The organism is Bradyrhizobium sp. 2TAF36 (assembly GCF_052114925.1).
In the GTDB taxonomy this organism is placed as follows: domain Bacteria; phylum Pseudomonadota; class Alphaproteobacteria; order Rhizobiales; family Xanthobacteraceae; genus Bradyrhizobium; species Bradyrhizobium barranii.
Genome location: NZ_JBFRFR010000028.1, coordinates 25,054 through 40,917, shown reverse-complemented (window position 1 = coordinate 40,917; position 15,864 = coordinate 25,054). Strand labels below are relative to the sequence as shown.

Here is a 15,864-nt window from a genome sequence, read left to right as displayed (position 1 = left end):
GAGACGGTTGTGATGGAATCGATAGGCCGCGGCGTACTGGATGCCCCGGTCAAGCCGGGGCACGACAGCGGAGGGTGGCGCAGGACACCGCAAACCGTCGCAGCAGCTGCTACACAGCTACGCGTGTCCCGCATCGTTCGAGAGCATGCCGGGATCGATGCCGATCTTGCGCAGCGCGCGTCCGTACTTCTCGTCGACATCGTCGCCGAAGATCAAATCCGAATCCGCATCGCAATGCAGCCAGCCATTGCTCTGGATTTCGGTCTCGAGCTGGCCCGGCGCCCAGCCGGCATAACCAAGCGCGAGGATGGCGTGCTTCGGGCCGGAGCCGTTGGCGATCGCCCGCAGGATGTCGACGGTCGCGGTGAGGCAGACGCCGTCGTCGATCCGGAGCGTCGCGTTCTCGATGTAGAAATCGCTGGAATGCAGCACGAAGCCGCGGCCGGTATCGACCGGCCCGCCACGCAGCACCTTCATGCTTTCGGCGTTCTCCGGCAGCTTGATGTGCTCGCCCTTCTTGATGATGCCGAGCTGCTGCAACAGCTCGGGGAAGTCGATGCTGCCGGCGGGATGATTGACGATGATGCCCATCGCGCCCTCGGCGGAATGCGCACAGAGATAGATCACCGAGCGCTCGAAGCGCTCATCGCCCATCACGGGCATCGCGATCAGGAGCTGGCCGTCGAGATAGCCGGCCGAGCTGGGAAGCGCGGGGGCCGCGCTGCGGGTGCTTTCGCCCGTCCTTTTGCCTGTGGGAGCCATCGGTGAAGCACTCCGGTTTCGATTCCTATCCTGATGTCGGGCCGGGCTGCTGTCAAATCAAGGCTTGCATAGACTTGATTCAGGTGCATCCATCACAAGCAATTCAATGGTTTGCCCAGGGGCGACCCTGTAAAGACGTGCCATGCTGACAAGAGTTCCCCTGCATGCGGCGTTTGGCGTCGCAACAACCCTGCTTGCGTCGTCGGTGACGCTTGCAGCCCGCGCCGACGACGCTTCGCCCTGGCAGCGCGACGGCCATTCCGCAGTGCGATTGCTGGCGGGATCGCGCAGCGGCGCCGTCCTGCTCGGCGGTATCGCCTTCCAGCTCCAGCAGGGATGGAAGACCTACTGGCGCATCCCCGGCGATTCCGGCGTTCCGCCGCGGTTCGATTTCTCCAAATCGGACAATGTCGAAGCGGTGACGGTGATGTGGCCGGCGCCGCTGAAATTCGATGACGGCGCGGGCGGGCATTCGATCGGCTATCACGGCCAGATCGTGCTACCTCTGCGCATCGTGCCCAAGGCGCCCGACAAGCCGGTGACGCTGCGCGCCGAGATCAACTACGCCGTGTGCGAGAAGCTCTGCGTTCCCGTCGAGGCCAATGTCGAGCTCGGCTTCAACAACGTCGCCTCGACCGAGGACGCTAATCTGCGTGCTGCGCTCGACACCGTGCCGAAGCCTGCCACGATCGGTGATCCCAATCCGCTGACCATCCGCGACGTCAAACGTGACGGTCCCAAGAATGTGGTGGTCGACGTGGTCGTGCCTGACAGCCGCGGCGTCAATTTGTTCGTGGAAGGGCCAACGCTCGATTGGGCGTTGCCGATTCCGGCGCCGGTCGAGCGCAGCCCACCCGGCGTGCAGCGATTTTCCTTCGAGCTCGACGGACTGCCGCCGGGCGCCAAGCCCGACGGAGCGGCGCTGAAGTTCACGCTCGTCGCGCCCGAGAAATCGTACGAGTTCAATACGAATTTGGAGTGAGCCGAAGCTGTCGTTCCGGGGCGCGCGCAGCGCGAGCCCGGGACCCATAGCCACAGGGAGTGGTTTGGCGAAGACTCGGAGTTACCAGCCAGCGCAACGATTTCTCGCTGGGGTTATGGGTCCCCGCCCCCCGTGCGCAATTGCGCACTAGGCGGGGACGACGCCGGTGGCTGGAGCGGCAGCATGCCTCACCCAACCCAATCTTAACGAATGGTTGCTAATCCCCAAGGGCTAACGCATCAGGCCTGCCGCAGCATGCGGGACGCCTGATACGGACGCCCTGGGGATCTCGAATTGGCCGTGATGGATGCAGAACCCGCAACGACCGGACCTGCCGGCCTCATCGCGCGGCTGCGCGCGAAGCTGACGGGCGGGTCGAACGAAGCGTCGCTGACGCGGCGGTTGGCCGGCACCATCTTCATCATCCGGGTGATCAGCGCGGGCCTTGCCTATTTCTCGCAGGTTCTGCTCGCGCGCTGGATGGGGACGTCCGACTACGGCATCTATGTCTACGTCTGGACCTGGGTGCTGCTGCTCGGCAGCATGATGGACTTCGGCATCTCGGCCTCCGCGCAAAAGATCATTCCCGAGTATCGCACCAGCGGCGAGCATGCACTGCTGCGCGGCTTTCTCTCCGGCAGCCGCTGGCTGACCTTTGCCGCGTCCACGCTGGTGTCGCTGGGGCTCGCCGGTATCGTCAAGCTGCTCTCGCCCTGGATCGATCCGGCCGAGGTGCTGCCGCTCTATATCGGCTGCATGACGCTGCCCGCCTTCGTCGTCGCCAACACCCAGGACGGCATCGCGCGCTCGCATGACTGGATGCAGCTCGGCCTGATGCCGCAATTCATCATCCGCCAGGCGCTGATCATCGGCATCACGGCCGCTGCCTTCCTGCTCGGCTATCACCTCGGCGCGGTCGCCGCGATGGTCGCGAGCGCCGGCGCGGTGTGGATCGCGATGACCGGGCAGATGGTAGTGCTGAACCGCAAGCTCGCCGATCACATCGAGCCAGGCCCCAAGACCTACGACATCGGCGGCTGGCTCGCCGTCTCGCTGCCGATCCTGCTGGTCGAGAGCTTCTACCTGCTGCTGTCCTATACCGACGTGCTGGTGCTTCAGCAGTTCCGCCCATCGGACGAGGTCGGTGTCTATTTCGCGGTGGTGAAGACGCTCGCCTTGGTCTCGTTCATCCACTACGCGATGTCGGCGACCACAGCGCATCGCTTCGCCGAGTACAACGCGCTCGGCGACAAGGCGCGCCTGTCGGCCTATGTCGCGCATGCCATCAACTGGACGTTCTGGCCGTCGCTGGCAGCGACCATCGTGCTGCTTGCGCTCGGCAAGCCGCTGCTCTGGCTGTTCGGCCCGCAATTCACGGTCGGCTACGACATCATGTTCGTCGCCGCGATCGGCCTCGTGGTGCGCGCCGCGATTGGACCGGTCGAGCGCCTGCTCAACATGCTCGGCCAGCAGAAGATCTGTGCGCTGGCCTACGCGCTGGCCTTCGTGATGAACCTCGTGCTCTGCATCGCGCTGGTGCCGCGCTTCGGCGGTCACGGCGCCGCGGCCGCGACCTCGATCTCGCTGACATTCGAGACGGTGCTGCTGTTCTGGATCGTGCGCCGGCGGCTCGGCCTGCACGTACTGGCGTTTGGCAAATAGGCGCTGCCACTCGGGTTGCCGGCCTGGAGAATGGCTGTTTCGCGCCTTGCGCGGCGGCGACTGAAACCCCCTACCCGCCCACCGTCTCTAGCAAGATTTTTCTTATTCAACCGAAGCGATTGCGCTTCAGGGAAATTTTATTCTACGTCATATTGCTCAACCGACGAGATAAACCTAAGATTCCCCAGACATGATTGATCCGCTCTATGTCGCCTCCGGATTTGGCGTCGGCCTGCTTGTCGGGATGACCGGCGTGGGTGGCGGCTCGCTGATGACGCCGCTGCTGATCCTGCTGTTCGGCATCCACCCCTCCACCGCCGTCGGCACCGACCTGCTCTATGCCGCCGCCACCAAGACCGGCGGCAGCGTGGTGCATGGCTGGTCGCGGAGCGTGCACTGGCCAGCGGTACTGCGGCTCGCCTGCGGCAGCATCCCGGCGAGCGCGCTGACGCTGCTCGTGCTGTGGAAGCTCGACCTCAGGAGCGATTCCGAGCGCAGCCTGGTCAATCTGGTGCTGTGCTTTGCACTGCTGCTGACCGCGACCTCGCTGATCTTCCGCAAGGCCCTCATGGAGCGCTATCGGAAGCGCCTCGAGCAAGTCAATGCGCGCACCACCGCGATCGCGACCGTCGTCACCGGCATCGTGCTCGGCGTGCTGGTGTCGATCTCATCCGTCGGTGCCGGCGCGGTCGGCGTCACCGTGCTGCTGCTGCTCTATCCGCGCCTGCCGATGGCGACCATCGTCGGCTCGGACATCGCGCATGCGGTGCCGCTGACGCTGGTCGCGGGCATCGGACATTGGGCGCTTGGCGACGTGGATTGGGCCCTGATGGGCGTGCTGCTGCTGGGCTCGCTGCCCGGCATCATCGTCGGCAGTCTCAGTGCAACGCGCGTCCCCGAGACGGTGCTGCGCCTGACGCTTGCCTGCGTGCTGTTCGTGGTCGCCGGCAAGATCATGTTCGCGGAACTGAACCTGTCGTCCGCGATCGTGACGGCGCTGGCCTGGACGCATTGAACGAAGACTAAGCGCAGCTTTCGTAGGGTGGGCAAAGCGAAGCGTGCCCACCGCTTTTCATCAATCGGAGAGGAATGGTGGGCACGGCGCTGACGCGCCTTTGCCCACCCTACGGCATCGCGTGATTACTCCGCGGTCCAGCCGCCGTCGATCGACAGGTTGGTACCGGTGATCTGCGCGGCATCGTCGCCGCACAGGAACAGCGCGAGGGCTGCGACCTGCTCGGAGGTGACGAACTCCTTGGTCGGCTGCGCGTCGAGCAGCACGTCGTTGATGACCTGCTCGCGCGTGAGGTTGCGCGCCTTCATCGTGTCGGGGATCTGCTTCTCCACCAGCGGCGTCCAGACATAGCCGGGGCTGATGCAGTTGCAGGTGATCTTGTGGGTCGCGACCTCGAGCGCCACGGTCTTGGTCAGTCCGGCGATGCCGTGCTTGGCCGACACATAGGCGGACTTGAAGGGCGAGGCGACCAGCGAGTGCGCCGACGCCGTGTTGATGATACGGCCCCAGCCCTTCTTCTTCATGCCGGGCACCGCGGCGCGGATGGCGTGGAAAGCCGAGGACAGGTTGATCGCGATGATCTGGTCCCACTTCTCGACCGGGAATTCCTCGATCGGCGAGACGAACTGGATGCCGGCATTGTTGACGAGGATGTCGACCGAGCCGAACGACTTCTCGCCGAGCGCGATCATCCCGGCGATCTCGGCGGGCTTGGTCATGTCGGCCGGCGAATACACCGCCTTCACGCCGAAGTCGGACTCGATCTTGGCGCGCTCCTTCTCGATGTCTTCCGGCGAGCCGAAGCCGTTGATGACGACATTGGCGCCGGCGGCGGCGAAGGCGCGCGCATAGGCGAGCCCGATGCCGCTGGTCGAACCGGTCACGACGGCGTTCTTGCCTGACAGACTACCCATGTTATTCGCTCCTTTTTGGCGGGGGCGCGGTGACGTCCCCCGTGAGATCGTAGGTCACCATGGTCTCGCCGGACTGCGGCCGTTCGAGCCAGTCCTTATGGCGCATCGACAGATGCACGTCGCGCACGCCGGCTTCCCAATGTTCGACCATGGCGACATGCGAGAAGTCGTAATCCTTCGACGAGGATTCGTAGTTCTTGCTGCGGTAGATCAGGTGCACCACGGTGACGGTGCTTTCACGCGATACCTTCGCGAGGAATTCCACGGAAGGATCATTCTTCAGATAATCGGGCAATTTGGAAATCAGATCGCGCACGGCCCGGCGCGCATTATGGATCTGCTTGTTCTTGTCGGTGTTCATCCGCGTGCGGCTGGAGAAGCGGATGTCCTTCTCGCGCTCGGTCGCCTCGAGCAGCGAATTCGGCAGATCGCCGCGGGCGCTGAACAGATCGACCTGGAAGATCAGCATGTCGCGAGCGACCTCGGCATCGAGCACATAGTCGAGCGGCGTGTTGGAGGCGATGCCGCCGTCCCAATAGTGCTCGCCTTCGATCACGACGGACGGAAATCCCGGCGGCAGCGCGCCGGAGGCCATGATGTGCTCGGGGCCGATGGTCTTGCCGAGCTTCTTGAACTCGTAATTGTCGAAATACTTGAAGTTGCCCGAGGTGACGCCGACGGCGCCGACCGACAGGCGCGTCTTCAGATCGTTGATGCGATCGAAATCGACCAGGCGCTCCAGCGTCTTCTTCAGCGGCGCGGTGTCGTAATAACTCTCGGCCTGCTTGGTGCCGGGCGGCCAGAGCGGCGCGGGCGGAATGCGCGGCGTGAAGAAACCGGGCACGCCGAAGGTCGCGATCAATGCGGCACTGGTCGAATTGAACAGCTCGCGGCTGTGATCGCTCTTGCCGATCGGCTTCCACGGCACCGGCGCCGACACCATCTCCCAGAATTCCTTGAGCCGCTTGACGCGGGTCTGTCCCTCGTTGCCGGCGATGATGGCGGCGTTGACCGCGCCGATCGAGATGCCGGCGACCCATTCCGGCTCGAAGTCGAAATGGCACAGCGACTGGTAGGCGCCGGCCTGATAGGAGCCGAGCGCACCGCCGCCCTGGAGGACCAGGACGCGCTGCGCGTTCGCGGGGACTGTTGCGACTTCCGGGCTATGATCTGTCATCTGGGAACAATAGCAAAAGGCGAGCCACCGTGGCGACAGTCCGCCGCGGCGTCAATGCATCCCGGGATCAAGTCTGGCTTATCGGGGGTCGGTCGAGGCCAGGATCATGGTCCAGAACACCTTGTATTTGGTGCCGGGAGCATAGCCCGCCGCGATGCCCAGTTTTGTGACACCGCTCTTGAGCATGTTGGCCCGGTGCGGAGGCGAGTCGCGCCAGCCGGAAAACGCTTCCGCCAGCGTATGATAGCCCGCCGAAACGTTCTCGACCGCCACCGTCGCCGGATAGCCGCCCGCGCTGAGGCGCTTGGCCAGCGGGGCGCGGACGTCATGGTCCATCTTGTTGGCCGCCGCCATGGCCTGGGACTGGGATTCGGCGAGCCGCATCAGATCGGGGTCGATCACGACGGTGCCGAGGGCGTTATTCTGGCGGTATTGCGAGATCATGATCGCTGCCGCCTGCGCATCGAGCTTGGTGCCCGGGACCGACATGTCGGCATACATCGACGGCTGCTGGACCGGTGCTTCGTTGCCGGCGCAGCCGGCGAGAAGCAAAGTGATGAGTATTGCGGCCGCAGCGCGCATGTTCAGGGGCCCCCAAATGAGGGGCCGTTGTTGCATACCAACCGTGGCTGAAAGGTGAATATTGAGGAAGATTTGAGCTTTCGGCCGAGGCGCCTACTAGGCCGCGAATATCCGGTAGCGGCGCGGTTCGAGGCCGATCGTGTCGCCGGCGCGCAGTTCCCTGTCGCGGGGGGCGTCGATCTCGATGGTCTCGCCACCGGATAGCGCCACCTCGGCCCGCTGCACCGGGCCGAAATTCCGGACGTGCTGCACGGCGCCCTCGAAGGCACCGCTTCCGGGCGGGCCGACCAGCATATCATGTCGCCGCACGAACAGTTTTGACGCGCCAGACACCAAGCCGTCTGCTGCAAGATTGAGTGGGCGGTCGCCGAGCCTGATGACGCCGCCTTCGACCTGGACCGGCAGCTCGATGGATTCGCCGATGAAGCCGTGGACGAACGCGGTCGCCGGGCTTTCATAGACGTCGTCAGGCGAGCCGATCTGTTCGATCCTGCCCTTGTCCATCACCACGACGCGGTTGGCGACTTCGAGCGCCTCCTCCTGGTCGTGGGTGACGAAGATCGAGGTGACGTTGATCTCCTGGTGCAGCGAGCGCAGCCATCGGCGCAGCTCCTTGCGCACCTTGGCATCGAGCGCGCCGAAGGGCTCGTCGAGCAGGAGGATGCGCGGCTCGATCGCGAGCGCGCGGGCGAGTGCGATGCGCTGGCGCTGGCCACCGGAGAGCTGGCTCGGATAGCGGTCGGCAAGCCAGTCGAGCTGTACGAGATCGAGCAGCTCCTTGACGCGCGCACGAATGGTGGACTCATCCTTGCGGCTGGCGCGCGGCTGCACGCGCAGGCCGAAGGCGACGTTCTCGAACACCGTCATGTGGCGGAACAGCGCGTAGTGCTGGAACACGAAGCCGACGTTCCGTTCGCGCGCGCCCCGCGCCAACGCATCCTCGCCATTGAAGGAAACCTCGCCGGAATCGGGCCAGTCGAGGCCGGCGATGATGCGCAGCAGCGTGGTCTTGCCGGAGCCGGACGGACCGAGCAGCGCCAGCAGCTCGCCATTGTCGACCTTGAGATCGACGCCATCGAGGGCTTTGAAGCTACCGAACTGCTTGACGAGATTCCTGACTTCAATGGTCACTTGCGTCGTGTCCTTCGTCGAGGTGACGTTCGAGAACGGTCTTGGCGATCAACGTGATCAGGGCCAGCATCGCCAGCAGCGAGGCGATCGCAAACGCAGCGACGAACTGGTACTCGTTGTAGAGAATCTCGACCAGCAGCGGCATGGTGTTGGTCTCGCCGCGGATGTGTCCGGATACCACCGACACGGCGCCGAATTCGCCCATCGCGCGCGCGTTGCAGAGCAGGACGCCGTAGAGCACGCCCCATTTGATGTTGGGCAGGGTGACGCGGAAGAAGGTTTGCAGGCCGGAGGCGCCGAGCGAGATCGCGGCCTCCTCCTCCTGCGTGCCCTGCTCCTGCATCAGTGGGATCAGCGCGCGCGCCACGAACGGGAAGGTCACGAAGGTGGTGGCGAGCGCGATGCCGGGCACCGCGAACAGGATCTGGATATCGTGATCCCTAAGCCAGCTGCCAAAATAGCCCTGCGCGCCGAACAGCAGCACGAAGACGAGGCCCGAGATCACCGGGCTCACCGAGAACGGCAGGTCGATCAGCGTGATCAGGAAGGTCTTGCCGCGAAACTCGAACTTGGCGATGGCCCATGCCGCGACGAGGCCGAATACGAGGTTGAGGCCGACCGAGATCGCCGCCACGATCAACGTCAGCTTGATTGCAGCCAGCGCTTCCGGCTCGGCAAGCGCAGAGAAATAGGCGAGAACGCCTCTCGAAAAGGCCTGCGCGAACACCAGAACCAGCGGCAGCACGACGAAGACGCTGAGGAAGGTCACCGCCAGCGCGATGATGGCGATACGTATTGCCGGCGGTTCGGTGCGGATGCTGTCGCGTGCCGCAGCGGCGTGCGCACGTGCGCGCGCATCGGTCGAAGGCAGCGAGACGGAATCTGCGATCTGCATCGTCATGATCTGCCCTCAGCGCGCCGGGATCCGGCTCTGCGCCCAGCGCTGGAGCCGGTTGACGGCGAAGATGATGACGAAGGAGACGACGAGCATGACCACGGCGATGGCGGTCGCGTCGGCATAGCGGAATTCGGACAGCCGGATCACGATCAGGAGCGGCGCGATCTCGGAGACATTAGGCAGATTGCCGGCGATGAAGATCACCGAGCCGTATTCGCCGACCGCGCGGGCGAAGGCGAGGGCGAGGCCGGTGAGCAGCGCCGGTCCGAGCGAGGGCAGGATCACGCGGATGATGGTCTGCCAGCGGCTGGCGCCGAGGCTGCCCGCGGCCTCCTCGATCTCGGGATCGAGGTCCTGGAGCACCGGCTGCACGGTGCGCACCACGAAGGGGATGCCGATGAAGATCATGGCGACGAAGATGCCGATCGGCGTGAATGCCACCTTGATACCGAGCGCTGCGAGCGGCGCACCCAGCCAGCCCGTCTCGGCAAACAGCGCCGTCAGCGCCACGCCGGCGACCGCCGTCGGCAGCGCGAACGGCACGTCGACGATGGCGTCGAACAGCCGGCGCCCGGGGAAGCGGTAACGCACCAGCGCCCAGACGATGATGCTGCCCATGACGAGATTGACGCAGGCCGCCGCAAAGGCGAGGCCGAAGGAGACGCGCAAGGCGTTGAGGGTGCGGCGGCTGGACAGGATGTTCCAGAATTGCTCGGGGCTAAGCTCCAGCGATTTCAGGAACAGCCCGGCGAGCGGAATCAGGATGATGATGGAGAGCCAGGAAAGCGTCAGTCCCATCGTGAGACCGAAGCCCGGCAATGTCCGTCGTCGTGCTGCAACTGCGCTCACCAGGCCCCCTGCTACTCCTAAGACGGCGCCCGATCAGTTCTTGTAGATCTGATCAAAGACGCCGCCGTCGGCAAAATGTTCCTTCTGCGCCTTGGTCCAGCCGCCGAAAACGTCGTCGATCGTGAACAGTTCGACCTTGGCGAAGGAGTTTTCGTACTTCTTGGCGATCTCGGCGTCGCGCGGACGGTAGAAATTGCGCGCGGCGATTTCTTGACCTTCCTTGGTATACCAATACTGGAGGTAGGCATCGGCCGCGTTGCGGGTGCCTTTTTTATCGGCAACCTTGTCGACGATCGCGACCGGCGGCTCGGCGAGGATCGATTGCGGCGGCGCCACGATCTCGAACTTCTGCGCACCAAACTCCTTCAGGGCGAGATAGGCCTCGTTCTCCCAGGCCAGCAGCACGTCGCCGACGCCGCGCTCGACGAACGTCACGGTGGCGCCGCGCGCACCGGTGTCGAGCACCGGCACCTGCTGGTAGAGCTTTCCGATGAAATCCTTGGCCTTGTCGGCCGAGCCGTATTTCTTTTGGGCAAAGCCCCAGGCAGCGAGATAATTCCAGCGCGCCCCGCCGGAGGTCTTCGGGTTCGGCGTGATCACCGAGACACCGGTCTTGAGCAGATCGTCCCAGTCCTTGATGCCCTTCGGATTGCCCTTGCGCACCAGAAACACGATGGTCGAGGTATAGGGCGATGAATTCTGCGGCAGACGCTTCTGCCAGTCGGTCGCGGTGAGGCCCTTGTTCGCGACGGCGTCGATGTCATAGGCAAGCGCGAGCGTCACCACATCGGCCTGCAATCCGTCGATCACGGCACGCGCCTGCGAACCGCTGCCGCCATGCGACTGCTTGATCTCGACGCTCTTGCCGGTTTCCTTCTGATAGGCATTCGCGAACGCCTTGTTGAACTCGGCATAGAGCTCACGCGTCGGATCGTACGACACGTTCAAGAGATTGATGTCAGCGGCGAGAGCCGAGCTTGCCAACAATCCAGTCAAGAGCAGCCCTGCCGCGAGCGGAACGATACGGCGCATCATGTCCATCTCCATTTACCTCGACGACGTCATCGTCATCGATGGCACGCGGGCATAACTCGGGGCGAAACGCTCTCAAGTCAACGGAACCGGATTTTCTTGTTCGTAGCCGGACAGCTCGACTGTGCTACGAAGTCTTCATCGTGTGGATGCCGCATTCTGTCTTGGCTCGGCCGCGCCAGCGACCGGCGCGTGCATCCTCGCCCTCGGCCGTTCTGCTGGTGCAAGGCATACACCCAACCGACAGGAAACCGGACTCCACCAGCGGATGACGCGGCAATTTGGCGCGGACGAAAATGGCTTCGAGTTCCTCGCGCGAGACATTGGCGAAGGGGTTGAACTTCAACCGCGCGCCATCATCCTCGACCACCGGAATGTCGGTGCGCGCATTACCCTGAAAGCGCTTGCGGCCATTGAGCCAGGCATCGAACGGCTTCAGCGCACGCGCCAACGGCTCGACCTTGCGGATGCGGCAGCAGGCGTCTGGATCGGAGAACCAGAGGTCGCGGTCGGGATCTTCGCGCGACAGCGTCTCCTCGGCAGGCTTGATCGAGCGGACGTCCTTCAAGCCAAGTTCCGCGATCAGCGTGTCGCGATAGGCCAGCGTCTCCTCGAACAGCCAGCCGGTATCGAGGAAGATCACGGGGATAGCCGGATCGACGTCGGCCATGACCTTCAGCAGCGTCGCCGATTCCGTGCCGAAGGACGACACCAGCGCAAGCTTCTCGCGCCCGACCGCCTTCAACGCCGCGGCGATGACTTCCGCAGGCGAAGCATCGCGCAGCGCGCGATCGAGCTCCTCCGCCGAGGGCAGTGCAGACGCGGACACCGAAGCGACCTGGGGCGCGATTGCGTTCACGTGCCGACACCTTCGGAGTGACGCAGCTGCATGCGCCGGTGCAGCGCGGTGATGCGGCCGTCGCCGGTCGGCTGATAGAACACCGAATAGCGCTTCGCGGTCTGCATGAAGGCTTCCGCGTCGGCCTGCTTCTTGACCTCGAAGGAATCGAAGCCGGCACGCAGCATGAACACGAACTGATCGCGCAGCACCTGGCCGGTGGCACGCAAATCGCCGCGATAATTATAGCGCTCGCGCAGCAGGCGCGCCTGGCTGTAGGCGCGGCCATCGCGGAAGCTCGGGAACACCAATGCGACGACGGCGATCTTGCCGAGATAGGGCACGAGCTCGGCGATATCGCGATTGTTCGGCCAGATCACGCCGACCTTGCCGCCGCGCTTGAGCAGCGCGTCCGCATCACTGAGGAAGCGCTCGGCCGGCACCAGGATGTCGCCGCCCTCGGGCAGCGGCGTGTCGACGGCAAGCTTGACGAAGCTGTCGTCGGCGATTTTTCCGCCGTTAACGAGTGGCATAGACGCGCTCCTTGAAGGGTTCGACGCCGAGGCGCTTCACGGTGTCGACGAACAGCTCCTCCGGCCGCTCGCGCAGCGCCAGATAGGCTTCCACGATGTCCTCGACGACGTCAGCGACCTCGTCAAACTTGACGCCGGGGCCGATCAGATTGCCAAGCGCGGCGCTCTCGTCGGCACGGCCGCCGATGGTGATCTGGTAGACCTCCTCGCCGTTCTTCTCGACACCGAGAATGCCGATATGGCCAACATGATGATGGCCGCAGGCATTGATGCAGCCGGAGATGTTGATATGCAGCCGCCCGATCAGATTGGCGAGCTCATGGTTGGCAAAGCGCCGCGTCAGCTCCTGCGCGATCGGGATCGAGCGCGCATTGGCCAACGAGCAATAGTCGAGCCCCGGGCAGGCGATGATGTCGGTGATCAGGTTGACGTTCGGCGTCGCCAGCCCAAGCTTGTCGAGCGCCTTCCACAGCGCCGGCAGGTCGCGCTTGGCAACATGCGGCAGCGCCAAATTCTGCTCATGACCGACGCGGATCTCGCCGAAGGAATATTTGTCGGCGAGATCGGCCAGCGCATCCATCTGCTCGGCCGTGGCATCGCCCGGAGGCGCGCCGATCGGCTTCAGCGAGATCGTGACGATGGAGTAGCCCGGGTTCTTGTGCGCGGCGACCGAGTTCTTGCGCCACGCCTCGAAATCGGGATCGGCCGCGGCCTGGCGCAGCTCGTCCGGCATGTGCGGCAGCTTCTCATAAGCCGGATAGATGAAGCGCGAGCGGATGTCCTCGATCACCTCGTCGTCGATCTGAAGCGAGGAGTTGCGGATATGCTGCCACTCCTCCTCGACCTCGCGGGAGAACTTTTCGATGCCGAGCTCGTGCACCAGGATCTTGATGCGCGCCTTGTAGATATTGTCGCGGCGTCCGTACTGGTTGTAGACGCGCAGGATCGCCTCGATATAGCTCAGGAGATCGCGGCCGTGGACGAAGTGCTTGATGGTCTTGCCGATGAACGGCGTGCGGCCGAGACCGCCGCCGACCAGCACCTCGAAGCCGGTTTCGCCCTTCTCGTTCTTGATCAGCCGCAGGCCGATGTCGTGGACCTTGATCGCAGCGCGGTCGTGATCCGACGCGGTGATCGCGATCTTGAACTTGCGCGGCAGGAACGAGAATTCCGGATGCAGCGTAGTGTGCTGGCGGATCAGCTCCGACCAGATGCGGGGATCCTCGATCTCGCCCGGCGCGACGCCGGCCCACTGATCCGAGGTGACGTTGCGCATGTTGTTGCCGGAGGTCTGCATCGCGTGGATGCCGACCTCGGCAAGATCGGCCAGCGCATCCGGCAGGTCCGAAAGCTTGATCCAGTTGAACTGGATGTTCTGGCGCGTGGTGAAATGGCCGTAGCCGCGGTCATATTTGCGCGCGACATGGGCAAGCTGCCGCAACTGGTTCGACGCCAGCGTTCCGTAGGGAATCGCGACGCGGAACATGTAGGCGTGCAGTTGCAGATAGACGCCGTTCTGCAAGCGCAGCATCTTGAATTCGTCCTCGGTCAACTCGCCCGAGAGACGGCGTTGCACCTGGTCGCGGAATTCCGAGACGCGCTCGTTGACCAGCGTGCGATCGATTTCGTCGTAAGCGTACATGATTAAAGTGCCTTACAGCCCGACCTGCGATTAAACCGGCAAATCGATGGTCACGCCATCGCGGCGGATCTGCTCGCGCAGATTTCCGGGCACGATCTTGCCGTCCTCGCCGATCTGGACCGGAGCGATATAGGGACCAATCGCGCCGACGTCATCGGCCACGGCCTCGGCGAGCAACGCTTTCGCCTCATCGGAGTTTCGCACGATCGCGGCGTCTGCGAGGTCAGCCGACCAGCCCTTGGCAGCGGTGCGGTAGACGACGACGCCATCCCAGGTACGGTTAGCGGTCACGACGGAGGAATCGCTGATTTTAAGTTTCTTTTGCAAGGGAGAGGTCATTCGGCAGCATCCAGGAGGTCAGAGATGATTTGTTTGGGTGTTTCGCGGCGAAGTGAACCGGCATGCCGGACCACGTCGCCGATGATGAGGATGGCGGGACCGCCATGGGTCCGCCGCACGAGCTCGGGCAGGTCGCGCAACGTGCCGATCGCGCCTTGTGCGTCCGGCCGCGTGACGCGGGAGAACACGCCGACCGGCGTCTCCGGCGAACGGCCGGCCGCGAACAGGCCTTCGCGGATTGCGGGGGCAGCGGTCATGCCCATGTAGACCACGACGGTCATTTTGGTGTCGGTCAGCGTCGACCAGTCCACGTTCTCGGCATCGCGCGCCTTGTGCGCGGTGAGGAAGGTGATGCGGGTCGCCTCATGACGATAGGTGAGCGGCACCTCGAAATCGGCGGCGCCGCCGAGCCCAGCGGTGATGCCGGGAATGATCGAATAGGCGACGCCGGCCGCGCGCAGCGCTTCGACCTCTTCGCCGCCGCGGCCGAACACGAAGGGGTCGCCGCCCTTCAGCCGCACCACGCGCTGGCCGGATTGCGCGGCCTCGATCATGCGCTTGTTGATGGCGTCCTGGCCGATGCCCGGCTTGCCGACGCGGCGGCCGACCGGAACGCGCGTGGTGTCGCGGCGGATGCGGTCGAGAATTTCACCCGAGACCAGTTCGTCATGGAAGACGATGTCGGCATCCTGGAGCGCGCGCAGCGCCTTGATGGTGAGAAGGTCGGGATCGCCGGGCCCGGCGCCGACCAGCGCGACGGAGCCTTCCGGCTTGTCGGCACGCGCGAACGCGGACGGATCGGAGATCGCCTTGATCGCGGCGTCGGCCTCGCCCTTGCGGCCCGCGAGCACGGACGCGCCGATCGGACCGTCGATGACGCGCTCCCAGAAGCGGCGGCGCAGCGGAAACTCGGCGATGCGCTCGTTGATGGATTTGCGGAAGTCGCCGATGAACTCGGCAAGCTCGCCGATGCGGGCCGGCAGCAGCGCCTCGATCTTCTCGCGCACGCGCCGCGCCACCACCGGCGAGGTTCCGCCGGTGCCGACCGCGACCACGACATCGCCGCGATCGACGATCGCCGGGAAGATGAAGCTGGAATGTTCGAGATCGTCCATGACGTTGACGGGCAGGCCGAGCGCCTTGGCGCGGACCGACATGGCAACGCCGACATCGCCCGCGCCTGCGCAAACGATGGCAATGACGCCCGAGAGATCGGCGGTGAGCGGATCGCCAGTGGCGATTTCAATCCGCGCAGCGTCGTCGGAGCTGAGGCTCAGGTCCTGATTGCCGTCGATCGCATGCACGCGGATGCGCGCACCGGCAGCAGCGAGCACGCGCAGTTTGGCGCGCAAAAGCTCACCCGCGCCGATGAGGACCACCGGACCGGCCTTGAGATCGAGGAACACCGGCAAGAACCGCATGCGATACTCGCTTCCCCCACATCCGGGGTTGACTGGAATTATTTTCTATATATGTGTCGTTTCGAGCGCGCAAAGAGAAAATTTTTT

General features: G+C 64.2%; 16 protein-coding genes. 3 read left to right on the top strand and 13 right to left on the bottom strand.

Going from position 1 to position 15,864, the window contains the following annotated elements:
* Positions 1-117: 117 nt before the first annotated feature.
* Positions 118-762, bottom strand: a complete 645-nt coding sequence (locus AB4Z51_RS17545; protein WP_063981003.1) for a YqgE/AlgH family protein — start codon at positions 760-762, stop codon at positions 118-120.
* Between the two features lie 142 nt (positions 763-904).
* On the opposite strand from AB4Z51_RS17545, the gene AB4Z51_RS17540 reads away from it, so the two are divergent.
* The 3 genes from AB4Z51_RS17540 to AB4Z51_RS17530 all read left to right on the top strand — a co-directional run bounded on the left by AB4Z51_RS17540 (position 905) and on the right by AB4Z51_RS17530 (position 4,421).
* Complete coding sequence (locus AB4Z51_RS17540; RefSeq protein WP_208088814.1) at positions 905-1,744, top strand: protein-disulfide reductase DsbD domain-containing protein; 840 nt, start codon at positions 905-907, stop codon at positions 1,742-1,744.
* 294 nt (positions 1,745-2,038) lie between these two features.
* The gene (locus tag AB4Z51_RS17535; protein WP_441497683.1) at positions 2,039-3,406 is read left to right on the top strand and encodes a flippase; all 1,368 of its coding nucleotides are present in this window, start codon (positions 2,039-2,041) and stop codon (positions 3,404-3,406) included.
* A gap of 190 nt (positions 3,407-3,596) precedes the next feature.
* A complete protein-coding gene (locus AB4Z51_RS17530) occupies positions 3,597-4,421 on the top strand; it encodes a sulfite exporter TauE/SafE family protein (protein WP_247302250.1) in 825 nt (274 codons plus the stop codon).
* A 125-nt stretch (positions 4,422-4,546) separates the two neighbouring features.
* On the opposite strand, the gene AB4Z51_RS17525 is transcribed toward AB4Z51_RS17530, so the two are convergent.
* From AB4Z51_RS17525 to cysG, 12 genes are all read right to left on the bottom strand, one after another.
* Positions 4,547-5,335 carry a 3-hydroxybutyrate dehydrogenase gene (locus AB4Z51_RS17525; protein WP_028157423.1) on the bottom strand — a complete coding sequence of 263 codons (789 nt, stop codon included), beginning with the start codon at positions 5,333-5,335 and terminating at the stop codon, positions 4,547-4,549.
* 1 nt (position 5,336) lies between these two features.
* Positions 5,337-6,512: a DUF3734 domain-containing protein gene (locus AB4Z51_RS17520; RefSeq protein ID WP_441497682.1), complete on the bottom strand. Its 1,176-nt coding sequence runs from the start codon at positions 6,510-6,512 to the stop codon at positions 5,337-5,339.
* A gap of 78 nt (positions 6,513-6,590) precedes the next feature.
* Complete coding sequence (locus tag AB4Z51_RS17515; RefSeq protein WP_063980998.1) at positions 6,591-7,094, bottom strand: CAP domain-containing protein; 504 nt, start codon at positions 7,092-7,094, stop codon at positions 6,591-6,593.
* 96 nt (positions 7,095-7,190) lie between these two features.
* On the bottom strand, positions 7,191-8,225 hold the full coding sequence (locus AB4Z51_RS17510) for a sulfate/molybdate ABC transporter ATP-binding protein (RefSeq protein ID WP_441497681.1): 1,035 nt from the start codon (positions 8,223-8,225) through the stop codon (positions 7,191-7,193).
* Entirely contained in the window at positions 8,215-9,126 is a 912-nt protein-coding gene (cysW, locus tag AB4Z51_RS17505; RefSeq protein ID WP_441497680.1) for a sulfate ABC transporter permease subunit CysW, read from the bottom strand. The genes AB4Z51_RS17510 and cysW overlap by 11 nt, the downstream gene beginning before the upstream one ends.
* A 9-nt stretch (positions 9,127-9,135) precedes the next feature.
* A complete protein-coding gene (gene cysT, locus AB4Z51_RS17500) occupies positions 9,136-9,972 on the bottom strand; it encodes a sulfate ABC transporter permease subunit CysT (protein ID WP_071916676.1) in 837 nt (278 codons plus the stop codon).
* A 33-nt stretch (positions 9,973-10,005) separates the two neighbouring features.
* The gene (locus AB4Z51_RS17495) at positions 10,006-11,007 is read right to left on the bottom strand and encodes a sulfate ABC transporter substrate-binding protein (RefSeq protein WP_028148402.1); all 1,002 of its coding nucleotides are present in this window, start codon (positions 11,005-11,007) and stop codon (positions 10,006-10,008) included.
* A 124-nt stretch (positions 11,008-11,131) separates the two neighbouring features.
* Positions 11,132-11,863, bottom strand: coding sequence for a phosphoadenylyl-sulfate reductase (locus AB4Z51_RS17490; RefSeq protein ID WP_259259146.1), 732 nt, complete (start codon positions 11,861-11,863; stop codon positions 11,132-11,134).
* The gene (locus AB4Z51_RS17485) at positions 11,860-12,375 is read right to left on the bottom strand and encodes a DUF934 domain-containing protein (RefSeq protein ID WP_063980994.1); all 516 of its coding nucleotides are present in this window, start codon (positions 12,373-12,375) and stop codon (positions 11,860-11,862) included. Before AB4Z51_RS17485 ends, AB4Z51_RS17490 begins: the two co-directional genes overlap by 4 nt.
* A complete protein-coding gene (locus AB4Z51_RS17480) occupies positions 12,362-14,017 on the bottom strand; it encodes a nitrite/sulfite reductase (RefSeq protein ID WP_063980993.1) in 1,656 nt (551 codons plus the stop codon). Before AB4Z51_RS17480 ends, AB4Z51_RS17485 begins: the two co-directional genes overlap by 14 nt.
* Positions 14,018-14,047: 30 nt before the next feature.
* Positions 14,048-14,356, bottom strand: coding sequence for a DUF2849 domain-containing protein (locus AB4Z51_RS17475; protein WP_071916679.1), 309 nt, complete (start codon positions 14,354-14,356; stop codon positions 14,048-14,050).
* Entirely contained in the window at positions 14,353-15,777 is a 1,425-nt protein-coding gene (gene cysG, locus AB4Z51_RS17470; protein ID WP_441497679.1) for a siroheme synthase CysG, read from the bottom strand. The genes AB4Z51_RS17475 and cysG overlap by 4 nt, the downstream gene beginning before the upstream one ends.
* Positions 15,778-15,864 lie beyond the last annotated feature (87 nt).